Raw genomic sequence first — 22,725 nt, forward strand, 5'->3', positions numbered from 1 at the left:
CAGTTGTCCTGCCAAGGGCATGGCTGGTTGGCTACGTTCGGAAAGGATAACCGCTGAAAGCATCTAAGCGGGAAGCCTGCTTCGAGATGAGGGCTCCCACCAACTTGATTGGTTAAGGCTCCCAGTAGACGACTGGGTTGATAGGCCAGATATGGAAGCCCGGTAACGGGTGGAGTTGACTGGTACTAATAGGCCGAGGGCTTGTCCTCAGTTGCTCGCGTCCACTGTGTAGGTTCTGAAGTAACGACCTGTGATTATGCCGGGTTGTCATCTTCATAGTGTTTCGGTGGTCATTGCGTTAGGGAAACGCCCGGTTACATTCCGAACCCGGAAGCTAAGCCTTTCAGCGCCGATGGTACTGCAGGGGGGACCCTGTGGGAGAGTAGGACGCCGCCGAACAATTTTTGAGAGAGCCCCTCGGGAACGAAAGTTCCCGGGGGGCTTTTTCGCGTTTCCGGTGATCTTGGGACCCGCGGCACGGCGCCGCCGGCGAGGCAGGTAAGGTCAGGGGGCATCGTTGGTACATTTCCCCCAGGAGGCTTCCGCGTGGAGGTCCAGGAGACGCGGGTTCAGACGGATCGCGTCCTCACCATCCCGAATATCCTGAGCATGGCTCGCCTCCTCGGCGTGCCGTTGTTCCTGTGGCTGATCCTGTGGCCGGTATTCGGCGGCCCCAAGGCCGATGGCTGGGCGCTGCTGGTGCTCGCGCTGAGCGGTGTGAGTGACTATCTGGACGGCAAGCTTGCCCGGCGCTGGAACCAGATCAGCAGCCTGGGCCGGATCCTCGACCCGGCCGCCGACCGCCTCTACATCCTCTCCACCCTCGTCGGTCTGACCTGGCGCGAGATCCTGCCGGTCTGGCTGACCGCGGCGCTGCTGGCACGGGAACTGATGCTGCTCATCGCGGTCGGATTCCTCGGACGCCACGGTTACGGGCCTCCCCAGGTGAACTTCCTGGGGAAAGCGGCTACGTTCAACTTGATGTACGCCTTCCCGTTGCTCCTCCTGAGCGACGGAGGCGGCTGGCTTCACACCCCCGCTACTGTTTTCGGATGGGCGTTCGCGGGATGGGGTACGGCGCTCTACTGGTGGGCAGGAGTCACCTACGTGGTCCAGGTCCGCCGACTCATCAAAGCGGACACCACGGCCGACTGAGCTTTCCGGACCGGCAGCTGGTGCCAAGGCCCGGCGCCCGTACGCGATAACAGGAACAGTGGGCGCGCTGGACAGGTGAAGTCGGCAAGACCGTCGTCTCTTAGAGGAGGACGCTTCCGACATGAAGGCCGTTGTGATGGCCGGTGGCGAAGGAACACGCCTTCGCCCCATGACGTCCAGCATGCCCAAGCCCCTGCTTCCGGTCGTCAATAGGCCGATCATGGAGCATGTGCTCAGGCTGCTGAAGCGGCATGGTCTCAACGAGACCGTCGTGACCGTGCAATTCCTTGCCTCCCTCGTCAAGAACTATTTCGGCGACGGAGAAGAGCTCGGAATGGAGCTCACCTACGCCAATGAGGAAAAGCCGCTGGGCACCGCGGGCAGCGTGAAGAACGCCGAGGAAGCCCTCAAGGACGATGCCTTCCTCGTCATCTCCGGTGACGCCCTCACCGACTTCGACCTCACGGATCTGATCCGGTTCCACAAGGAAAAGGGCGCCCTCGTCACCGTCTGCCTGACGCGGGTACCCAATCCGCTCGAGTTCGGCATCACCATCGTCGACGAGGCCGGCAAGGTCGAGCGCTTCCTGGAAAAGCCCACCTGGGGTCAGGTCTTCTCGGACACCGTCAACACCGGCATCTACGTGATGGAGCCGGAGGTCTTCGACTATTTCGAGCCCGATGTGCCGGTCGACTGGTCCGGGGATGTCTTTCCGCAGCTCATGAAGGAAGGCAAGCCGATCTACGGCTATATCGCCGAGGGCTACTGGGAAGATGTCGGTACGCACGAGAGCTATGTGAAGGCCCAGGCCGATGTGCTCGAAGGCAAGGTCGATGTGGAAATCGACGGCTTCGAGATCTCGCCGGGCGTATGGGTCGCGGAGGGGGCCGACGTCCACTCCGACGCGGTGCTGCGTGGCCCGTTGTACATCGGCGACTATGCCAAGATCGAAGCCGGGGTGGAGCTGCGTGAGCACACCGTCGTCGGCTCCAATGTCGTCGTCAAGAGCGGTGCGTTCCTGCACCGGGCCGTGGTGCACGACAACGTCTACATCGGCCAGCAGAGCAATCTGCGCGGCTGCGTGATCGGCAAGAACACCGACATCATGCGAGCGGCACGGATCGAGGACGGCGCCGTCATCGGTGACGAATGCCTGATCGGTGAAGAGTCGATCGTCCAGGGGAATGTGCGGGTCTATCCGTTCAAGACCATCGAGGCCGGCGCGTTCGTCAATACGTCGGTGATCTGGGAGTCCCGCGGCCAGGCGCATCTGTTCGGTGCCCGCGGGGTTTCCGGGATCCTCAACGTCGAGATCACACCGGAACTCGCGGTGCGGCTCGCGGGCGCGTACGCCACCACCCTCAAGAAGGGCTCCACGGTTACCACGGCGCGCGACCACTCCCGTGGTGCCCGGGCGCTCAAGCGGGCCGTGATCTCCGCGCTTCAGGCCAGCGCCATCGACGTACGGGACCTGGAGAACGTCCCGCTGCCCGTCGCCCGTCAGCAGACCGCGCGGGGCAGTGCCGGCGGCATCATGATCCGTACGACGCCCGGGGTGCCGGACTCCGTGGACATCATGTTCTTCGACGAGCGGGGCGCCGACCTCTCGCAGGCCAAGCAGCGCAAGCTCGACCGGGTCTTCGCCCGCCAGGAATACCGTCGCGCCTTCCCCGGCGAGATCGGTGATCTGATCTTCCCGGCCAGCGTCTTCGACTCCTATACGGGGTCGCTGCTGCGGGCCGTGGACACCACGGGCATCGGCGAGTCCGGACTGAAGGTCGTCGTGGACGCCTCCAACGGCAGCGCGGGCCTGGTCCTGCCCAGCCTTCTGGGACGGCTCGGCGTCGACTCCCTGACCATCAACCCCGGGCTCCACGAATCCCGGCCGACCGAGACCGCCGACGCCCGGCGTGCCGGGCTCGTCCGGCTCGGCGAGATCGTGGCCTCGGCGCGGGCCGCCTTCGGCGTGCGCTTCGACCCCGTCGGCGAGCGGCTCTCCCTCGTGGACGAGCGCGGCCGGATCATCGAGGACGACCGCGCACTGCTGGTCATGCTCGATCTGGTCGCGGCCGAGCGGCGTACCGGCCGGGTGGCGCTGCCGGTGACCACCACCCGGATCGCCGAGCAGGTGGCGGCGTATCACGGGACGCAGGTGGAGTGGACGACGACTTCGCCCGACGACATGACCCGGGTGGGCCGCGCCGACGGCACGGTCTTCGGCGGGGACGGTATGGGCGGCTTCATCATCCCGGAGTTCAGCAGCGTCTTCGACGGCGCGGCCGCGTTCGTCCGGCTGATCGGCCTGGTCGCCCGTACCCAGCTCACACTCAGCCAGATCGACGCACGGATCCCGCGGGCGCATGTCCAGCGCCGCGACCTGGCCACCCCGTGGGCGGTCAAGGGCCTGGTCATGCGGCATGTCGTCGAGGCCGCCGGCGACCGGGACGTGGACACCACCGACGGCGTACGGATCGTGGAGGCCGACGGCCGCTGGGTCCTGGTGCTGCCGGACCCCGCTGAGGCGGTCACGCACCTGTGGGCGGAAGGGCCGGATGACACCTCCGCCCAGCAGCTGCTGGACGAGTGGTCCGCCGTGGTGGACAGCGCAGGACGCTGACCGGGGTCCCACCGGCGGGCCGTGAATCGGCACGCCGGTGGGGCCATTGGGAGACCGCGCGGCCGACGTGCGACGATGTGCGGCATGTCGCAGCAGCGCCCCGATCGGAGCAACCCGAACACGCCGGCCGCGCGCCCCGATGCGTCCATGTCGCTGCTGACCAACGTGATGGATCACAGTCTCGACGACGGATACGCCGAGGCCGCCGCACGGAAGTCCGAGACCGGGGTGCGGGGACTGCCACGGACCCTGCGGGCGAAGCTGGGCCTCGCGGCCGGTTTGGTGCTGGCCGCGCTCGTGGTGACCGTGGGGGCGGCGCAGGCGCGGATATCGGCACCGACGCTCGCCAAGGAGCGCGAGGAGCTGATCAACCGCATCCAGAAGGGCACCGGCGAGGCGGACCGGCAGCAGAAGCGGGTCGACGCGCTCCGGGACGACGTCAGCAGAATGCAGCGCGAGGCGCTGAAGAAGCACGGCGGTGACAAGGCCGAGCTGCTGGCCCTGCTGTCCGGCTCGACACAGATCACCGGACCCGGCGTGAAGCTCGTCGTGGACGATGCGAAGGGCGCGGCGTCCAGCGGCGGCGGTCCGCGCGAGAGCAGTGGTTTTTCGGACACCGGGCGGGTACGCGACAGGGATATGCAACGCGTCGTCAACGGCCTGTGGGCGTCCGGTGCGGAGGCCATCTCCGTCAATGGACAGCGGCTTACGTCACTCTCGGCGATCAGAGCCGCAGGAGACGCCATACTGGTCGACAACAAGCCACTGGCGCCGCCTTATACGGTGCTGGCGGTGGGGGACGGGCAGCGGCTGAGCACCGCGTTCCAGGACAGCGCCGATGGTCAGTACCTGCATGTGCTTCAGGAGAACTACGGCGTGCGCACCAGGATTTCCGCTGAGAACGAGGTCACGCTGCCGCCCGCGCCCAGCTTGATCGTACGTACCGCAAAGCCGCAGGCCGGTGCCGCCAAGGCGGACGGCGCCGACACAGGGAAGGGCACATCGTGATCGCCGTATTGGGCCTCATCGTGGGAGTCGTGGTCGGGCTTGTCGTCCGACCCGTGGTGCCGACGGTGGTCGAGCCCTACTTGCCGATCGCTGTCGTCGCGGCGCTGGATGCCGTGTTCGGCGGTCTGCGCGCGATGCTGGACGGCATCTTCGACGACAAGGTCTTCGTGGTCTCCTTCTTGTCGAACGTCGTCGTCGCCGCGCTGATCGTCTTCCTCGGCGACAAGTTGGGCGTCGGTTCCCAACTTTCCACCGGCGTCGTCGTGGTGCTGGGTATCCGGATCTTCTCCAACGCGGCCGCGATCCGCCGGCACGTCTTCAGGGCGTGAGGCGGATGACCGAGGACGCGACGCCGGAGCCGGAGAAGACCCCGGAGCCGGAGAAGAAGCCGGAACTGGAGAAGAAGCCGGAGCCGGCGGAGAAGGCGGAGCGGCCGGAGCCGGACCAGGACCGCGGGCCGGCCGACCGTCGGCCGATGCCGCCCGAGAGCCGGAGGACTCCCGAGCCGGCGGAGTCCGGTGACGGAGCCGAAGCTCAAGAATCGGACAGTGCTGGACAGAAGCAGGGCAAAGGGGCAGACTCCTCGACTCCGGACGTCGTTGACGAAGGCGACGGGAGCGCGGAACGCCCGAAGAGCGGTCGGGAACGGCTGGTGGCGAGCCTGTGGCCGCCGCGGCTGACCCGGGCTCAACTGATCGTTGCGCTGCTCCTGTTCATCCTCGGCCTCGGCCTGGCGATTCAGGTACGTTCCACAAGTGACAGCAGTGCGCTGCGAGGTGCGCGCCAGGAGGACTTGGTGCGCATTCTGGACGAGCTGGACAACCGCTCCCAGCGGTTGACCGACGAACAGCGGCGCCTGGAAGGGCAGAAGACCGAGCTGGCGAACAGCTCGGACCAGGCCGAGGAGGCCCGTAAGCAGACCGTGGAGAAGGAACAGCAGCTGGGTGTGCTGGCCGGGACCGTCGCGGCGCAAGGGCCCGGCATCAACCTGACCATCGACGACCCGACGCACTCCGTCGAGGCGGACAAGCTGCTGGACACCATCCAGGAGCTGCGGGCGGCCGGCGCGGAGGCCATCCAGGTCAACGGTGTCCGGGTCGTCGCGGACAGCTATCTCTCGGACGTCCGGGGTGGCGTGGAGATCGATGGCAAGCGCGTCATGCAGCCGTTCCGCTTCAAGGTCATCGGCAAGCCGGAGGACTTGGAACCGGCGCTGAACATCCCCGGCGGAGTGGTCCAGACGCTGGAAAAGGAGCAGGCCAAGGTGTCTGTGACCCGTGAGAGGAAGATCATTGTGGACGCCTTGCGAGAGGCGAAGCGGCCTGACTACGCTCGGTTGTCATCTCAGTGAGGCGTGCACGTATGTCGAGTGCCCGGGAAGGGCATGAGGTAGCGGGGGGTCGACGCACCGTGCGTGTGGTGTGTGGTGGAAACTGTCTGAAGGCCACGGACGTTCACAGGATGTCCGGATGGGTCGGTGTGTGCATCGAGGGTTCGTCCTGCCCCACGGGCGGGTCTATTTCGTTCAAGGGGAATCGCCCGTGAAGTTGTTTGGAAAGCTGTTCGGCAAGAGCGCACGCCAGGAGGGCGGCAGCGGCTCCGCGCGGCACCGCGCTCCGCGCCAGCCCGACGAGAGCGGCACGGCCGAGGACCGTCCGCTCTTCCGTGATGAGGTCAGCGGTCCGTCCGGGGGGTACGGCGCGGGTTCTGTTGACCCCTCCGGTGCCGGCCGCATAGGTTCCCAGGAACCATCAGCCGCACACACGGGTGGAGGGTCGGCCTTGCCGGTTTGTACGAGGTGCGGGAACCAGAACGCCGAGGCGAGCCGGTTCTGCTCCAACTGTGGTGCGCCGCTGCGTGCGGGCGCCCAGCCCGAGCGGGCGTCGGAGACGACGTCGACCATCTCCATTTCGGGGCTGGAGGCCTACGACTCGGAGACCACGGGCCAGAATCTGGCGCCGTCGCTGTCCCCCGAGGCCCAGGCGGCCGTGGACGCTCTCCCGTTGGGGTCGGCGCTGCTGGTCGTCCGCCGGGGACCGAATGCGGGCAGCCGCTTCCTGCTGGACAGCGAGCTGACCACGGCAGGCCGGCATCCGCAGGGCGACATCTTCCTCGACGATGTGACGGTCTCGCGCCGTCATGTGGAATTCCGTCGCGGCCCGGACGGTCTCTTCACGGTCGCCGACGTGGGCAGCCTGAACGGCACCTACGTCAACCGTGAGCGGATCGACTCCGTTGCCCTCGCCACCGGCGACGAGGTCCAGATCGGCAAGTTCCGCCTGGTCTTCTACGCGAGCCAGCGAGGCGCCGGTATCTGACCGGCCGGGGAAGGCATATGCGCGATACACCGAAAGGCGGCGCCGGCTCTGCCGGTGCCGCCTCCTCGGACGGCAGGCCGGTGAGCATCGGTACGGTGCTCACCCTGCTGCACGAGGAGTTTCCCGAGGTCACCATCTCCAAGATTCGCTTCCTGGAGGCCGAGGGACTGGTCGAGCCGAAGCGCACGCCTTCCGGATACCGCAAATTCACGCAGGCGGACGTCGAGCGGCTGGCCGCCGTCTTGCGGATGCAGCGGGACCACTACCTGCCGCTGAAGGTCATCCGGGAGCATCTGGACGCCCTGGAGCGCGGTGAGCAGGTACCGCTGCCGGCTCCGGCCGCACCCTCCCGGGATCTGGTCGAGGGCGTGCACGACCCGGGTACGGAGCGCCCCACGGCTGCCCGGATCGGCCGGGCCGAGCTGCTGGCCGCCGCGGAGGTGGACGAGGCGGCGCTCGCCGACTGGGAGTCGTACGGACTCATCGTCCCCCATGAGGACGGCGGATACGACATCGAGGCCGTCACGGTGGCCAAACTTGTCGCGGACCTGGGCCGTTTCGGTCTGGAGCCGCGGCATCTGCGCGCGGTGAAGGCGGCGGCCGAGCGCGAGGCGGGCCTGGTCGAGCAGGTCGTTGCACCCCTTCGGCGGCACCGTAACCCGCAGACCAGGGCGCACGCCGAAGCGACCGCCAGGGAGCTGGCAACGCTGTCCGTACGGCTGCATGCGGCCTTGGTGCAGAGCGCTCTGCGGGTCCGGCTGTAGCGAGCAAACGAGTGCCCGACTACCCAAACCGGCCGGGCACGTCCTAGGGTTGCTGTGTGAACGAGCTCGACGTCGTGGGTGTCCGGGTGGAAATGCCTTCCAGCCAACCGATCGTGCTCCTGCGGGAGGTGGGAGGCGACCGATACTTGCCCATTTGGATCGGGCCAGGGGAGGCCACCGCCATCGCCTTCGCCCAGCAGGGCATGGTCCCTGCCAGGCCGCTGACGCATGACCTCTTCAAGGACGTGCTCGAAGCGGTGGGCCAGGAGCTGACGCAGGTCCGCATCACGGATCTGCGCGAGGGGGTTTTCTATGCCGAACTTGTCTTCGCGAGCGGGGTCGAGGTCAGTGCGCGTCCGTCGGACGCCATAGCGCTGGCCTTGCGCACCGGAACGCCGATCTTCGGTACCGACGGTGTGCTGGACGACGCGGGGATCGCCATCCCGGACGAGCAGGAGGACGAGGTGGAGAAGTTCCGCGAGTTCCTCGACCAGATCTCGCCCGAGGACTTCGGGACCAACAGCCAGTAATATCGGCCAGGCGAACCGCCTGTTTCCGGCCAAACAGTGAGCCTTTCCCCGCGCGAGGTCACGAGAAACCACTCGTAGGGTGATTATCACTCGGCGTGGCGAGCGCGGCGATCGTTGACGCACCCCGAGTGACTGCATACCGTCGATGTGGCAGGTCCCGTCCGGGACGTGGAGGACGGAGGGCGGCGTGGCAATCACCGGCGACGGTATGGCGGCGGAAGGGGCGTTGCCGCTCCACTCGGGCGCAGCAGCGAACCCTGCCCCGGCACCGGCCGCGGCGGTGTCGGGGGACTGCGAGGCTCAGAACATCGGCTATCGCGGCCCGACCGCCTGTGCGGCAGCGGGCATCACTTACCGGCAGCTCGACTACTGGGCGCGTACGGGCCTGGTGGAGCCGAGCATCCGGCCGGCCTATGGCTCCGGCACCCAGCGGCTCTACAGCTTCCGGGACGTCGTGGTCCTGAAGATCGTCAAGCGGCTGCTGGACACCGGGGTGTCGCTCCAGAACATCCGCACCGCCGTCCAGCATCTGCGCTCGCGCGGGCTGGCGGATCTGACGCGGATGACGCTGATGAGCGATGGCGCGACGGTCTACGAGTGCACCTCGCCCGACCAGGTCGTGGACCTGCTCCAGGGCGGCCAGGGCGTTTTCGGGATCGCCGTGGGCGTGGTGTGGCGGGATGTGGAAGGCGCGCTGTCACAGCTCCACGGGGAGCGGGTGGACACCGGCGAGACGCTGGTCGGGAAGAACCCGCACGACGAGCTGGCGCGGCGGCGCAACCGGGCGGGCTGAGGCCCCGGCGGAGCGCGCGGCCCGGTATCGGGCCGATTGTCAGTGGCATGGGGCAGCATCGGAGATGTGAGACCTGCCCCGACGATCCTGCATCTGGACATGGATGCGTTCTTCGCGGCCGCCGAGCAGGCGGCCAAGCCCAGCCTGCGCGGTAAGCCCGTGGTGGTCGGCGGGGTCGGCGTGCGGGGCGTGGTCTCCACGGCCTCGTACGAAGCCCGGGTCTTCGGGGTCCGTTCCGCGATGCCGACGGCCCAGGCGCGTCGGCTGTGTCCCAACGCCGCCTATCTCAGTCCTCGCTTCACGCTCTACCGCCAAGTGAGTGACGTGGTGATGGAGCTGCTGCATGCGCTGTCGCCGCTGGTGGAGCCGCTGAGCCTGGATGAGGCGTTCGTCGACCTGGAGGCGGGTGGCGTCCCGGCCGAGACGGCGGCCGTGCGTGCCGTGGGGGAGCGGCTGCGGCGGGACATCCGGTCGGCGACGGGGCTGACCGGCTCGGTGGGGCTGGCCGGGGCCAAGATGCTGGCGAAGATCGCGTCCGAGGCGGCCAAGCCGAACGGGCTGGTGGTGATCGAGCCGGGCACCGAACGGGAGCTGCTGGGCCCGATGACGGTGCGGACGCTGCCCGGGGTGGGCCCCGCGACGGCCGAGACGCTGCGCCGGGCCGGGATCCACACCGTCGCGGAGACCGCGGAGGCCGGTGAGGCCGAGCTGGTGCGGCTGCTGGGCAGGGCACACGGTGCGGGGCTGTATGCGATGGCGCTGGGGCAGGACGACCGGCCGGTGGTGGCGGAGCGGGACGCGAAATCCATCTCTGTCGAGGACACCTTCGAAGTCGATCTGACCGACCGGATGCGGGTGCGGAACGAGGTGCTGCGGCTGGCGGACCGGTGCGTACAACGGCTGCGGGCCGCCGGGCGCTCCGGGCGCACGGTGGTCATCAAGGTGCGCAACTACGACTTCTCGACGCTGACCCGTTCCGAGACGCTCCGGGGGCCCACCGACGACCCGGCGGTGATACGGGAGGCCGCTGTGCGCCTGCTGGAGACGGTGGACACCACTGGCGGGGTGCGGCTGCTGGGTGTGGGGGTCAGCGGGCTGGCGGACTTCACGCAGGAGGATCTGTTCGCCCAGGCGGCGACGGAGCGGGAGGCGGCGGAAGCCGCGACCGCGGCGGCGGTGGAGCAGGCCGCCGGGGAGCGGGAGCCGCACGAGGCCGAGGAGGAGCGGCCGCGGCGCTGGTATCCGGGGCTGGACGTGGTCCACGACCAGTACGGCGCGGGCTGGGTGCAGGGGAGCGGGGTGGGAAGAGTGACCGTCCGCTTCGAAACGCCATGGTCCGCACCGGGGAGGGTGCGGACCTTTGCTGTCGAGGACCCGGCGCTGCGGCCGGGGGAGCCCCTGCCGCTGGTGGGCGGGGCGCCGGCCGACGGTCAGTCGTCCGAGCCGGCGATCTTGCCGAAGTTCTTGTCGCCGGAGCCGGGGGACACCGGATCGGTCGGGGAGGAAATATCCAGACGGTAGTGGTGATAGAGCTGAAGTTCCTGCTCAGGGGAGAGATGGCGGCCCACGCCGAAGTCCGGCGCGTCCTTGATCAGCTTGCGGTCGTAAGGGATGTGCAGGCCCTCACCGACCATTTTGCTGGGCTCCAGCGGGACGAACGCATCCCGGCTGAAGAGTCCGGTGCGTACGGCCGCCCACTCCGGTTCCCCCGTCGCATCGTCGAGGTAGACCTCGTCGATGGTCCCTATCTTCGCGCCATTACGGTCGAACGCTTTGCGGCCGATCAGGCTTCGGGGATCGATATCGGTTTGCACGGCCCCTCCAATTGGTCGCAACTGCCCTCTGACAACTACCAAACGGCACATTTCATGCCCCGGCCACTCGAAGGAGCCTTCGAGAGCCACGCTGGTAGGCTGGCGAATGGCCGCAGACCCCGTGCGGGAGAGTCCTTGTCGTTCGCGACCAGGGCGCCGAAGGAGCAAATCCTCCCCGGAATCTCTCAGGCACACGTACCGCATGGACGAGGTCACTCTGGAAAGCAGGGCGGGCCACGGAAGGCACAGCGCCGGGACCCCTCCTCACCGACGGTGAAAGCCGGACCGCCACCCGCGGGCCGGTGAAGCTCTCAGGTTGAATGACAGAGGGGGAGGCCGTCCGGGCACCCGTGCCGTGGTGCCCCTCGTAGGTCGTACCGACCAGGAGGCCCCCGCAGATGACCACCAATCGCATCTCCTTGACCGAGCTGGAACGCGGCACCCCCTTTGAGCGCCGGCACATCGGCCCCGACCACGCGGCGCAGGCGAAGATGCTCGCGCACATCGGTTTCGGGTCGCTGGACGAGCTCACCGCCACCGCCGTACCCGATGTGATCAAGAGCGCCGAGGCGCTCGGCCTGCCGCAGGCCCGTACCGAGGCCGAGGTGCTCCAGGAGCTGAAGGGCCTGGCGGACCGCAACGAGGTCCTGGCGCCCATGATCGGTCTCGGCTACTACGGCACGTTCACCCCGCCGGTGATCCTGCGCAATGTCATGGAGAACCCGGCCTGGTACACGGCGTACACGCCCTACCAGCCGGAGATCTCGCAGGGCCGCCTGGAGGCGCTGCTGAACTTCCAGACGATGGTCGCCGACCTGACCGGACTGCCCACTTCCGGCGCTTCGCTGCTGGACGAGGGCACCGCCGCCGCCGAGGCGATGGCGCTCTCCCGCCGGGTCGGCAAGGTCAAGCAGGGCGTCTTCCTGGTCGACGCCGACTGTCTGCCGCAGACCATCGCAGTGATCGAGACCCGTGCGGAGCCCACCGGCGTCGAGGTCGTGGTCGCGGATCTGTCCGACGGCATTCCGGCCGAGATCGCCGAGCGCGGAGTGTTCGGTGTGCTGCTTCAGTACCCGGGTGCCTCCGGTGCGGTGCGGGACCCCCGCGCCGTCATCGAGCAGGCGCACGAGCTGGGCGCCATCGTCACCGTCGCCGCCGATCTGCTCGCCCTGACGCTGCTCACCTCGCCCGGTGAGCTCGGCGCGGACATCGCCGTCGGCACCACCCAGCGCTTCGGCGTCCCGATGGGCTTCGGCGGACCGCACGCCGGCTTCATGGCCGTCCGTGACCAGTTCGCCCGCAGCCTTCCCGGCCGTCTGGTGGGCGTCTCCGTCGACGCCGACGGCAACAAGGCCTACCGTCTGGCGCTGCAGACCCGTGAGCAGCACATCCGCCGGGAGAAGGCCACCAGCAACATCTGCACCGCGCAGGTGCTGCTCGCCGTCATGGCCGGCATGTACGCGGTCTACCACGGCCCCGAGGGCCTGCGGACCATCGCCCGCCGCACCCACCGCTACGCCGCGATCCTCGCCGAGGGCCTGCGGGCCGGCGGGGTGGAGATCGCGCACGGCACGTACTTCGACACGCTGACCGCGCGGGTGCCCGGCCGGGCCGCCGAGGTCGCCGCCGCCGCCCGCGAGGCCGGTGTCAACCTCCGGCAGGTCGACGCGGACCTGGTCGGCATCGCCTGTGACGAGACCACCGGGCGGGCCCAGCTGGCCGGCGTCTGGGGCGCCTTCGGGGTGTCCGGCGACGTCGAGCAGCTGGACGCGGCCGCCGCCGACGCGCTGCCGCAGGGGCTGCTGCGCAACGACGACTACCTCGCCCACCCGGTCTTCCACGAGTACCGCTCCGAGACCGCGATGCTGCGCTACCTGCGCTCCCTCGCCGACAAGGACTACGCGCTGGACCGCGGCATGATCCCGCTCGGCTCCTGCACGATGAAGCTGAACGCCACCACCGAGATGGAGCCGGTCACCTGGCCCGCGTTCGGTCAGCTGCACCCGTTCGCGCCGGCCGACCAGGCCCAGGGCTACCTCACGCTGATCCAGGAGCTGGAGGAGCGGCTGGCCACGGTCACCGGCTACGACAAGGTCTCCATCCAGCCGAACGCCGGCTCGCAGGGCGAGCTGGCCGGTCTGCTGGCCGTCCGCGCCTACCACCGCGCCAACGGCGACGAGCAGCGCACGGTCTGCCTGATCCCGTCCTCGGCGCACGGCACCAACGCCGCCAGCGCCGTGATGGCCGGGATGAAGGTCGTCGTCGTCAAGACCGGTGAGGACGGCGAGGTCGACACCGACGATCTGCACGCCAAGATCGAGAAGCACCGGGACGAGCTCGCGGTCCTGATGGTGACCTACCCCTCCACCCACGGGGTCTTCGAGGAGCACATCACCCAGATCTGCGCGGCGGTGCACGAGGCCGGCGGTCAGGTCTACGTGGACGGCGCCAACCTCAATGCGCTGGTCGGGCTCGCGGAGCCGGGCAAGTTCGGCGGCGATGTCTCGCATCTGAACCTGCACAAGACCTTCTGCATCCCGCACGGCGGCGGTGGCCCCGGTGTCGGTCCGGTCGGCGTACGCGCCCACCTGGCGCCGTACCTGCCCAACCACCCGCTTCAGCCCACCGCGGGCCCCGAGACGGGCGTGGGACCGATCTCCGCGGCTCCCTGGGGCTCGGCGGGCATCCTGCCGATCTCCTGGGCGTACGTCCGGCTGATGGGCGGCGAAGGGCTCAAGCGCGCCACCCAGGTGGCGGTCCTCAGCGCCAACTACATCGCCAAGCGGCTGGAGCCGCACTACCCGGTGCTCTACACCGGCCCCGGCGGCCTGGTGGCGCACGAGTGCATCATCGACGTCCGGCCGCTGACCAAGGCGACCGGGGTGAGCATCGACGATGTGGCCAAGCGGCTGATCGACTACGGCTTCCACGCGCCGACGATGTCGTTCCCCGTGGCCGGCACGCTGATGATCGAGCCGACCGAGAGCGAGGACCTCGCCGAGCTGGACCGGTTCTGCGACGCGATGATCGCCATCCGCGCGGAGATCGAGAAGGTCGGCTCGGGGGAGTGGGACAAGGACGACAACCCGCTGCGCAACGCTCCGCACACCGCGGGCGCACTCGGCGGCGACTGGGCGCACCCGTACTCCCGTGAGGAGGCCGTCTTCCCGGCCGGTGTCGACGCCGCGGAGAAGTACTGGCCGCCGGTGCGCCGCATCGACGGTGCCTTCGGCGACCGTAACCTGGTCTGCTCCTGCCCGCCGCTGGAGGAGTACGACAACTGAGTCACGGCAGCATCAAGGGCCCTCGGCAGATCTGCCGGGGGCCCTGTGGTACGTGGCAGGCGCGGCGGGTCAGGCAGCGGCGATGACCCGGGCGCGGTGCGGGGCGATGACCTGCCCGTCGGGGAGCAGTTCACCGGTGTCCTCGAAGAGCAGGACGCCGTTGCAGAGCAGGCTCCAGCCCTGCTCCGGATGGTGCGCCACAAGGTGTGCGGCCTCCCGGTCGGTGGAGTCTGCGGACGGGCATGGCGGTTGGTGCTGACACATGGAAGTTGTCTTTCGCTGCGGTGAAGTGAACGTCGTCGTGCGGCTCGATGAGGTGTTCATGGCCGCTCCCCCGTTTCTTTCGGTCGGTCCCAGTGTTGCCCCACGGACGGGATTCCGCAGGGATTTCGCAGCAGCGGTACTCACTCGGTAGGGACGCGTCACCCATGCGGGCGGTTGCTCCCAATTGCACTCCTCCCCAAGAGGGTTGGGAGTGGTATCCCCGGACTAGGCCGCCTGGGTGAGCACGGCAGAGCGCCCCGTGACCGGACGGGGTCGCGGGGCATGCTCGGGCGGGGCGGCGGGCGCCGGAAGCGGGGAAGGGATCCGCGCCGGCCCCGGTGGATCAGGCCGGTTCGGCGAGGAGCGGGGCGGGCGTGAGCCGCAGGGTGAGCCGGGGGAGCAGATCGGCGATGCGCTGCGGACGGTGCGCGGCGATACCGGGCGGGGCGGGCGCCAGCGGGACGAGCAGGTCGCCGGGCGCGGGCAGGCCCTGGGCGCCGTCGGAGGTGAGGTCGTGATGCAGCCACAGCGTGAGCATGTACAGCTCGGGGACGGACAGCAGGCGCGGCTGGTAGGGCGTGGCGAGTGACTCGGCCTGTGCCAGTGCCTGCTCGGTCGCGGCGACGTAGGGGCCGCCGCAGAAGCGCCCGAACGTCCAGCCGTCCGCGGTGAGCACCGCCTCGGCGGTCGCCACGGCCCGCTCCCCGCCCCGGATCAGGAAGCGCCATCCGGCCAGTCGGGTGTGCGGGGTGCCGCCGGCCCGGCTGACGTCGTCCCAGACATGGACGGGCAGCGGGTGGTCGGGGCTGAGCGGACCCTGATGGACGCGCAGCGCGGAGACCGGGGCCTCGCCGACCGCGGTGGGTGAGCCGAGAGCGGTGAGAACGCTGCGCAGGGCGGGCGCGGGGGCAGGGGGGAGGTGCAGCGGCATGATGGGTCGCCTCTCACTTCGGAGACACGGTGCAGCGTGGCTCGGAGACACGGTGGAGCGTGGCGGGTGCAAACGGCGTTGTCTGCGGGCGGGGTCAGAGCGTGGCCGGCCGGGGCGGCGGCCGGGCGGGGGCAGCCGCTGAGCCCGGTGTCGGTGAGATCACCGAGACGCTGGGCGCCAAGTCTCTGCCTCGTTACCGGAGTTTATACGACGTATGTTCTGAAAGTGTTTCTGCTACCGGCCTTGTGGATTTCCGGCAAGGTGAAATCCGGACCGTTGCGGGAGGCGCTTTCCACCGCTTTGTGCGGCGTTTTACGGATGCCGCCTTGTATTGCCTTGCCGGCGTGGTAGGCCGGAACTCGTCGTCGTTTCTCACGAGTGAATTGCCGCGGGCGAGTGCCTCGCGGATATGCCTATGGGCAGTGCCGGACGCTGCATCACTTCGAGCCTATCGGCACCGGCATGCCCCCGCCGCGTTATTGATCAGATTGCCGGGGCATCATCGACCGTAGCGCGAGCCCCGGCGGTGTCGGGGACGGCCCCAAGCGGCCCGTGGCCGCGGGCTGTTCACTCGAGGAGGGATCCTTCGATGGGGGAGAAGGTCGCCGCGGACGGGATCGACCTGGCGGACCGGGAGCGATATCGAAGAAAGCTGCACGACTGTCTTGAGGGATTGCTCAGGCTCCTGGTGGAGAAGAGGTTCGACCGGCCCAGGAATCTCATGGGCCTGGAGATCGAACTCAATCTTGCCGGCGCCGACGGGCTGCCCCGCATGATGAACTCTCAAGTTCTGGAGCGCATCGCCAGCGGTGATTTCCAGACCGAACTCGCCCAGTGCAACCTTGAGGTCAACATCCTGCCGCACCGCCTGAGCGGCCGGGTGCTGGACCAGCTTGCCGAGGAACTCCGTACGGGACTCGGCTACGCCGAGAGGAAGGCCCGGGAGGTCGCCGCCAGGATCGTGATGATCGGTATTCTGCCGACGCTGCACGCCACCGACCTCACGGCCGCCAGTCTCTCCGAGAACGACCGCTATGTCCTGCTCAACGACCAGATGCGGGCCGCCCGCGGCGAGGACTTCCACCTGGACATCCGCGGTGTCGAGCACCTGGTCTCCCGCTCGCCCTCGATCGCCCCGGAAGCCGCCTGTACGTCGGTCCAGCTGCATCTCCAGGTGACACCGGGCCGCTTCGCCGCTGTCTGGAACGCGGCTCAGGCCATCGCCGCGGTGCAGGTCGCGGTCGGTGCCAACTCGCCGTTCCTGTTCGGCCGTGAGCTGTGGCGGGAGTCCCGGCCGCCGGTCTTCCAGCAGGCCACCGATACCCGCTCGCCCGAGCTGCAAGCCCAGGGAGTACGCCCCCGCACCTGGTTCGGTGAGCGCTGGATCGACTCCGCGTACGACCTGTTCGAGGAGAATGTGCGGTACTTCCCGCCGCTGCTGCCGGTGTGCGGGGCGCAGGAGCCGCTGCGGATCCTCGATGAGGGCGGGGTGCCCGACCTGGCCGAACTGGTCCTGCACAACGGCACGATCTACCGCTGGAACCGCCCCGTCTACGCGGTCGCCGACGGCGTCGCCCACCTCAGGGTCGAGAACCGGGTGCTGCCGGCCGGCCCCACCATCCCTGACGTCATCGCCAACACCGCCTTCTACTACGGCCTGGTGCGGGCGCTGGCCGAGGAGCCACGCCCCGTGTGGTCGCGGCTCCCGTTCGCCGCCGCGGCCCGCAACTTCGACACCGCCTGCCGGTACGGCATCGAGGCCGCCCTGGTGTGGCCGCGGCCCGGGCGGGCGGGCGGTACCGCCGAAATCTCGGCCGTACGACTCGTACGCAAGGAACTGCTGCCGCTGGCGGCCCGCGGGCTGGACGCCTGGGGGGTGGAACCGGCCGACCGGGACCACTACCTCGGCATCATCGACGAGCGCTGCCGGCGCCGGGTGAACGGGGCGTCCTGGCAGGCCGCGGCCTTCCACCACGCCCGGCGCCAGGGCCTGGACCGGGACGCCGCGCTCGCCGCGATGACCCGGCGCTACAGCGAGCTGATGCACACCGGGACGCCGGTGCACACCTGGCCGGTCGCCTGGCCGGTCGCCGGGCGTTCGGCCCTACCGGGGGCACGGCAGGCGGCGACGGAAGGGGCGTAGCCGGGGCCGCGAGCCGCTCAGTGGGGAACGTTGCTGCCTGCCGCCATGATGGCCTTGAGCATCACTTGGTGGATCTGCGACGGGTCGCTGACCCGGTGCGTCGAGCCGCCGGTCGGTGCCACGATGCGGTTCAGGGCGGAGGTGTCGGCCTCCGGGCCGATCGCGAGGGCGATCAGCGGCACCGGCCGCTTCGGGTCGGAGAGCTTCTTCAACTCGCCCACCAGGGCGTCGAGACCGATGCCATGGGCGTCGTCGTTGGCGCCGTCGGTGAGGACGACCAGCGCGTTGAACTTCCCGCTCGCATAGGTCGAGCGGGCCTTCTCGTACGCGGCGAGCGTGGTGTCGTACAGGCCGGTGGCGCCCCGGGGCTCCGGGGCCAGCGCACCGAAGGCGTCGGCGAGCGCTGCGCGGTGGGTGCTGCCGTCCTTGTCCCGGCCGCCGAGCCGTTCGGTGGGGGACAGCTCCACATAGTCCTTGTCGCCGTCCAGTGTGGTGGCGAACTTCCAGAGCCCGATCTCGTCCTCGGAGGTGAACGTGGTCAGGGCCTGGAGGAGGGAGTTCTTGGCGAGGTCCATACGGGACCGGCCGCCGTGCCCCGGGACCGGGGCGCCCATGGACGCCGAGGCGTCCACGACGGTGGAGAGCCGGGCGCTCTGCACCGTGATCGTCCACATGCCCATCAGGGCCTGGAGGTCCTTCGCCGTCGGCGGCTCGGCGGGGGCGGCGGAGTACGGCTGGGGGTCGCGCCCGCCGGCCGCTTTGACCAGCTTCGGTTCCGCCTCCCCGGTGGGGGCCCGGAAGCCGAGCCGGCGCAGCGCACGCTGTCCGGCGGGCTCGCTCAGCAGGGTCAGGAAGCGGTTGGCGGCGCGGGAGCGTTCCGGGTCTGTCTCGCTGTTGTCGACCAGCGTGTAGGGGTAGTCGAGCCGGGCCGTGCCGTCCTCGGGGTAGAGCAGGTCCAGCTCCGGCCCACCGTCCGCACGCGTGTTGTGGGCGAAGGCGGCCTGCTCGGACAGCAGCAGCGCCTGGTTGCGGCGCGGATTGCTCTGCTCGGCACCGGAGCCGTCGCGGGGCAGGGTGGCCATGGCCTGCCCGTCGCCGTCCGCGGCGCGCTGGTTGAGCAGCCTCGCGGTGGCGGCGGTGCGGGTGTCGGCCGTGACGCGATCCGGTGCCTTCTTGATGTTGGCTGCGCTGAGGCGGGACAGGGAGAGCAGGCCGGTGGCGCTGCGGGACGGGTTGGCGACGCCCAGGTGCAGTGCGTCGCCGGATGCCGTGGCCCGGGTCAGTTCCGTCCAGGTGTAGGTCTTCTCCGGCCAGCCCAGCGACTTGGCGGCCCGGGGGACGGCGCCCAGCGCGATCGGGGACGAGGCGATGATGCCGGCGGTGGTCAGCGGGGTGCCGCGTTCCGCGCCGACCCGGTCCACCCACAGGCTCGAATCCGGTATCCAGACCTGGAATTCGGGATCGACCGGCCGCTGGCCGAAGGCGTCGGCGATCTCGTGGGCGGACCGCGAGGTGACCCTGACGTCCAGACATCTGCCGTCGGTACGTGCCGCCTCCTCCCGCGCCGACGTGGCCACCGCTTCGACCGCCGGGGCGATATCGGGTGAGGCGGCCACATCGAGCCGGGTCACGTCGCCGCCGCACGGGCCGCCGAACGGGAGCAGACCGCTGTCCAGCGCCACGACGGTGCCGGCGGCGACGGTCAGCACGAGGCCGGTGGCGAGGACGAGTGCGCGGGGACGGGTACCTCGGCGGGCCCCCGCGCGCGCCGGTGCCGAGCCGTCGGGCAAGCTGTGTCGTCCCATTGCGGTAGCGCCTCTCCTTCTCGGAGCTCGACCGGGATGCGCCGGTAGGGGAAAACGCACCATCGCGATGGCGCCCGTCCCCGGCCTGTCGTGCGCGATCTTCGTAGCTGCTGCCGAGACCCTAGCGGGGCGGTGGTGGCGACGAGGCGGTAAATGCGGAAGCGGAGGAAGTGTGCAGTCGGATACAAGTCCCGTGGCTGATGCGGACGTTCCAGGTCAAGGGCCTGGTGACGGGCTCGTCGAGGAGTCGTCCCGGAGCATTCTGCGGAGCGAGACATGGATCGTGCTGGCCCTTTCCCTGGGGGCCAGCGGGGTATCGGCGCTGATCAGCTTCATCGGTTCGGTGACCAAGCCCGGCGGTCTCAAGGACCAGGCGGCGACGCTCAACGGCTCCCATGCGCCCGGCCGGCCCTGGCTGGATCTCGCCTGGCAGCTGTTCGGTATCGCGAGCGCGCTGGTGCCGGTGGTGCTGGTGGCGCATCTGTTGCTGCGGGAACGGGCCGGCGGTCTGCGGGCGATCGGTTTCGACCGGCGGCGGCCCGGCTTCGATCTGAGCCGCGGGGTCGCGCTGGCGGCCGTCATCGGCGGCAGCGGTCTGCTGCTGTACCTGGGCGCGCGGGCGGCCGGATTCAATCTGACGGTGGTCCCCGAGGCGCTGCCCGACGTGTGGTGGAAGATCCCGGTGCTGATCGCCTCCGCGGTGCAGAACGCCGTCCTGGAGGAGGTCATCGTCGTCGGGTATCTGCTGCGCAGACTGGGGCAATTGGGCTGGTCGCCGCTCGCGGCACTCGCGGTCAGCTCGGTGCTGCGCGGTTCCTACCACCTCTACCAGGGCATCGGCGGTTTCGTCGGCAACATGGTGATGGGCGCGCTCTTCGTCCTGCTCTACCGGCGGTGGGGGCGGGTCGGCCCGCTGGTCGCCGCTCATGCCCTGATCGACATCGTGGCGTTCGTCGGCTATGCGCTGCTCGCCGGGCGGGTGGGGTGGCTGCCGACCCCGTGAGGAGGCGGAGGCACGCGGCACCGCCGGTGCCTGCCGCGCCTCCCCAGGGGGCCGCCCGGACGGGCCGGTTCAGTCGGTGGCCAGCAGTTCCCCGTCGATCACCGTGACCGCCGACCCGGTCAGCAGCGTACGGTCGCCGCGCAGCCCGGTCCGTACGAAGCCGGTGCGGGCGGCGCCCTGCAGACCGACCAGGTCGGCACGGCCCAGGCGCGCCGACCAGAAGGGCGCGAGCGCGGTGTGCGCGCTGCCCGTTACCGGGTCCTCGTCGATGCCGATCCCGGGGAAGAAGCAGCGTGAGATGAAGTCGTAGCCGCCCTCGGGGTTTTCGGCCCGCGCGGTGGTGATCACCCCACGGCCGCTGTGCCCGGCGAGCGCCTTGAGGTCCGGGGCCAGCGCCCGTACGGACTTCTCATCGGCCAGCTCGACCAGGAGATCGCCGACATCGGGGCCGGTGTCATGCGCGGAGCGGATCTCGGCGCCCAGCGCGCCCGCGATCACCGGCGGTACCTCGACGGGGGTGAGCGGGGCGGTCGGGAAGTCCATGGTGATCGCGCCGCGGTCGTCGGCCGTCGTGGTCAGCACCCCGCTGCGGGTGCGGAAGCGGACCGTACCGGTGGCTGTCCCCGTGGTGTGCAGGACGTGTGCGGTGGCCAAAGTGGCATGCCCGCACATGTTCACCTCGGCGGCCGGGGTGAGCCAGCGCAGCGCCCAGTCGGCGTCACCGCCCGCGGGCAGCGGATGCGCGAAGGCGGTCTCGGAGAGATTGACCTCGGTGGCGACCCGCTGGAGCCAGGCCGTATCGGGAAAGGCGCCGGAGTCGAGGAGTACTACTCCCGCGGGGTTGCCGGCGAAGGGACGCTCACTGAAGGCGTCGACGATGCGAATCCTCATGGCCGCGAGCGTAGGCGTGCCACAAAGCCGCAGGCCAAGGCCAATCCGGGGAAATTGGCCGGGAAATCGAGCCGCGGTGGTCGGTGCCGGGTGCTCATGCGGCGCTGACGAGATGGGCGCAGGGCCTTGCTCGACGAACAGTCCCGATATATCGTTGAAGCATCGCGACTGATCAACGATAGAGAAATGGAGGACGCCATCATGCGTTCCCAAGGACAAGAACACGGACATGAGCACCGGCACGAGCACTGCGGACCCGGGCGCCACGGCGGCCGCGGTGACTTCGGGGGCGGCTGGGAGCGGCGGCGCTCGGCCTTCGGCCCGTTCGGCCCGCCGTTCGGTGGTCCGCCCTTCGGCGGCGGCCGGGGGCGCGGCGGACCGCGCGGCCGGGCCCGCCGCGGCGATGTGCGCGCCTCGATCCTGGCGCTGCTCAAGGACCGTCCGATGCACGGCTACGAAATGATCCAGGAGATCGCCGAGCGCAGCGGCGGGGCGTGGAAGCCCAGCCCCGGCTCGGTTTATCCGACGCTTCAGCTCCTGGAGGACGAGGGGCTGATCGCCAGCGCCAGTGAGGGCGGCAAGAAGCTGTTCTCGCTGACCGACGCCGGGCGCACCGAGGCCGACAGCGGTTCGGACGCCCCCTGGGAGGACGCCGGCCGCGGCGTCGACTGGGAGGCGATGAACGAGATCCGCAAGGCGGGCGGCGGCCTGGTCGAGGCGTTCCGGCAGGTGTGGGCCACCGGCAGTCCCGAGCAGCGGGAGAAGGCCATGGCGGTGGTCAACAAGGCGCGCAAGGAGCTGTATCTGATCCTTGCCGAGGAGGACTGAGCACGGAGTGCGCGGAGGGGAGGGCTTCGGGGGCCGGGGTGAGGGTCGGCCCCCGAAGCGTCAGGCGACCAGGCCGGCGAGCCTGCGCAGCGACTCGTTCAGCGCGGCGCTCGCCGAGTCCTTGAGTTTGCCCGCCATCAGGGAGACCGCGGCGCCGGTGAACATCCCGTCGATCCGTACGGCCGTCGCCCCGCCGTCCGGCGTGAGTGCGTAGCGCATCCCCAGGCTGACGCCCATCGGGCCCTTGCCCTCGATGTCGAGCAGTCGGCCGGGTTCCAGTTCCCGCACGGTCCAGGCGACCTCCGCCGGGAAGCCCATCAGCTTCATGTTCTCCTCGTAGCCCGCGCCCACTTCGAGCGATTCCGGGCCGCCCTTGGGGAAGGCGGTGTGGGTGGCGTTCCACTCGCCGTAGGAGTCGAAGTCGGTGAGCCGCTCCCAGACCTTCGCGGCCGGTGCCTCGATACGGGCCTGCGCGGTGACTTCGGCCATGCGACCACCCCTTCGGTGACGATCCCTGGCTGGTGCCGCGGAACGTAGCCCCGCCGGGGTGAAGGTTCAATAGCGCGGACCGCACTTT

The 22,725-nt window shown here is 69.5% G+C and carries 20 protein-coding genes, 2 rRNA genes and 1 riboswitch; of the genes, 16 read left to right on the top strand and 6 right to left on the bottom strand.

Annotated elements, in window-relative coordinates:
* The 12 genes from TU31_RS09255 to TU31_RS09310 form a co-directional block, all read left to right on the top strand.
* Nucleotides 1-209 (top strand): 23S ribosomal RNA (locus TU31_RS09255); the annotation flags it as partial.
* A 73-nt stretch (nt 210-282) separates the two neighbouring features.
* A 5S ribosomal RNA gene (gene rrf, locus TU31_RS09260) occupies nt 283-399 on the top strand.
* A gap of 147 nt (nt 400-546) precedes the next feature.
* On the top strand, nt 547-1,155 hold the full coding sequence (clsA, locus tag TU31_RS09265) for a cardiolipin synthase ClsA (protein WP_042152031.1): 609 nt from the start codon (nt 547-549) through the stop codon (nt 1,153-1,155).
* 121 nt (nt 1,156-1,276) lie between these two features.
* The gene (locus TU31_RS09270) at nt 1,277-3,772 is read left to right on the top strand and encodes a mannose-1-phosphate guanyltransferase (RefSeq protein ID WP_042152034.1); all 2,496 of its coding nucleotides are present in this window, start codon (nt 1,277-1,279) and stop codon (nt 3,770-3,772) included.
* Nucleotides 3,773-3,847: 75 nt separating this feature from the next.
* Nucleotides 3,848-4,780 (top strand): DUF881 domain-containing protein, encoded by a 933-nt coding sequence (locus TU31_RS09275; protein ID WP_181018576.1) that lies wholly within the window; start codon nt 3,848-3,850, stop codon nt 4,778-4,780.
* The gene (locus TU31_RS09280) at nt 4,777-5,109 is read left to right on the top strand and encodes a small basic family protein (protein ID WP_042152041.1); all 333 of its coding nucleotides are present in this window, start codon (nt 4,777-4,779) and stop codon (nt 5,107-5,109) included. The genes TU31_RS09275 and TU31_RS09280 overlap by 4 nt, the downstream gene beginning before the upstream one ends.
* A 5-nt stretch (nt 5,110-5,114) precedes the next feature.
* Nucleotides 5,115-6,131 (top strand): DUF881 domain-containing protein, encoded by a 1,017-nt coding sequence (locus tag TU31_RS09285; protein WP_181018577.1) that lies wholly within the window; start codon nt 5,115-5,117, stop codon nt 6,129-6,131.
* 118 nt (nt 6,132-6,249) lie between these two features.
* Complete coding sequence (locus TU31_RS36655; RefSeq protein ID WP_078885656.1) at nt 6,250-7,098, top strand: FHA domain-containing protein; 849 nt, start codon at nt 6,250-6,252, stop codon at nt 7,096-7,098.
* Between the two features lie 17 nt (nt 7,099-7,115).
* Nucleotides 7,116-7,862: a transcriptional regulator FtsR gene (ftsR, locus tag TU31_RS09295; protein ID WP_042152048.1), complete on the top strand. Its 747-nt coding sequence runs from the start codon at nt 7,116-7,118 to the stop codon at nt 7,860-7,862.
* Nucleotides 7,863-7,918: 56 nt separating this feature from the next.
* Complete coding sequence (locus TU31_RS09300; RefSeq protein ID WP_006606439.1) at nt 7,919-8,392, top strand: bifunctional nuclease family protein; 474 nt, start codon at nt 7,919-7,921, stop codon at nt 8,390-8,392.
* A gap of 187 nt (nt 8,393-8,579) precedes the next feature.
* Nucleotides 8,580-9,185, top strand: a complete 606-nt coding sequence (locus TU31_RS09305; RefSeq protein WP_018093277.1) for a MerR family transcriptional regulator — start codon at nt 8,580-8,582, stop codon at nt 9,183-9,185.
* Between the two features lie 66 nt (nt 9,186-9,251).
* Nucleotides 9,252-10,706, top strand: a complete 1,455-nt coding sequence (locus TU31_RS09310; protein WP_078885657.1) for a DNA polymerase IV — start codon at nt 9,252-9,254, stop codon at nt 10,704-10,706.
* On the opposite strand, the gene TU31_RS09315 is transcribed toward TU31_RS09310, so the two are convergent.
* A complete protein-coding gene (locus tag TU31_RS09315) occupies nt 10,616-10,999 on the bottom strand; it encodes a PRC-barrel domain-containing protein (RefSeq protein WP_026170300.1) in 384 nt (127 codons plus the stop codon). The genes TU31_RS09310 and TU31_RS09315 overlap by 91 nt on opposite strands.
* 114 nt (nt 11,000-11,113) lie before the next feature.
* Nucleotides 11,114-11,210, top strand: a riboswitch (glycine riboswitch).
* A gap of 187 nt (nt 11,211-11,397) precedes the next feature.
* On the opposite strand from TU31_RS09315, the gene gcvP reads away from it, so the two are divergent.
* On the top strand, nt 11,398-14,283 hold the full coding sequence (gene gcvP / locus TU31_RS09320) for an aminomethyl-transferring glycine dehydrogenase (protein ID WP_042152058.1): 2,886 nt from the start codon (nt 11,398-11,400) through the stop codon (nt 14,281-14,283).
* Nucleotides 14,284-14,352: 69 nt separating this feature from the next.
* Here the strand turns inward: gcvP and TU31_RS09325 are convergent, their stop codons facing one another.
* Nucleotides 14,353-14,547 (bottom strand): DUF5999 family protein, encoded by a 195-nt coding sequence (locus tag TU31_RS09325; protein WP_042152060.1) that lies wholly within the window; start codon nt 14,545-14,547, stop codon nt 14,353-14,355.
* Nucleotides 14,548-14,890: 343 nt separating this feature from the next.
* Nucleotides 14,891-15,478: a hypothetical protein gene (locus TU31_RS09330; protein WP_042152062.1), complete on the bottom strand. Its 588-nt coding sequence runs from the start codon at nt 15,476-15,478 to the stop codon at nt 14,891-14,893.
* Between the two features lie 589 nt (nt 15,479-16,067).
* On the opposite strand from TU31_RS09330, the gene TU31_RS09335 reads away from it, so the two are divergent.
* On the top strand, nt 16,068-17,621 hold the full coding sequence (locus TU31_RS09335) for a glutamate-cysteine ligase family protein (protein WP_042152065.1): 1,554 nt from the start codon (nt 16,068-16,070) through the stop codon (nt 17,619-17,621).
* A gap of 17 nt (nt 17,622-17,638) precedes the next feature.
* Here the strand turns inward: TU31_RS09335 and TU31_RS09340 are convergent, their stop codons facing one another.
* Nucleotides 17,639-19,426 carry a substrate-binding domain-containing protein gene (locus tag TU31_RS09340; protein WP_078885660.1) on the bottom strand — a complete coding sequence of 596 codons (1,788 nt, stop codon included), beginning with the start codon at nt 19,424-19,426 and terminating at the stop codon, nt 17,639-17,641.
* Between the two features lie 193 nt (nt 19,427-19,619).
* Here TU31_RS09340 and TU31_RS09345 point away from each other — a divergent pair, with 193 nt between their 5' ends.
* On the top strand, nt 19,620-20,429 hold the full coding sequence (locus TU31_RS09345; RefSeq protein WP_042152072.1) for a CPBP family intramembrane glutamic endopeptidase: 810 nt from the start codon (nt 19,620-19,622) through the stop codon (nt 20,427-20,429).
* Nucleotides 20,430-20,498: 69 nt separating this feature from the next.
* Here TU31_RS09345 and TU31_RS09350 read toward each other — a convergent pair whose 3' ends face one another.
* Entirely contained in the window at nt 20,499-21,320 is an 822-nt protein-coding gene (locus tag TU31_RS09350; RefSeq protein ID WP_042152075.1) for a PhzF family phenazine biosynthesis protein, read from the bottom strand.
* A gap of 186 nt (nt 21,321-21,506) precedes the next feature.
* Between TU31_RS09350 and TU31_RS09355 the strand changes: the two genes are divergently transcribed.
* Nucleotides 21,507-22,148, top strand: coding sequence for a PadR family transcriptional regulator (locus tag TU31_RS09355; RefSeq protein ID WP_245698473.1), 642 nt, complete (start codon nt 21,507-21,509; stop codon nt 22,146-22,148).
* A 60-nt stretch (nt 22,149-22,208) separates the two neighbouring features.
* Here TU31_RS09355 and TU31_RS09360 read toward each other — a convergent pair whose 3' ends face one another.
* On the bottom strand, nt 22,209-22,637 hold the full coding sequence (locus TU31_RS09360; RefSeq protein WP_042152078.1) for a type II toxin-antitoxin system Rv0910 family toxin: 429 nt from the start codon (nt 22,635-22,637) through the stop codon (nt 22,209-22,211).
* Nucleotides 22,638-22,725 lie beyond the last annotated feature (88 nt).

Source organism: Streptomyces lydicamycinicus (assembly GCF_000829715.2).
Taxonomy (GTDB): Bacteria; Actinomycetota; Actinomycetes; order Streptomycetales; family Streptomycetaceae; genus Streptomyces; species Streptomyces lydicamycinicus.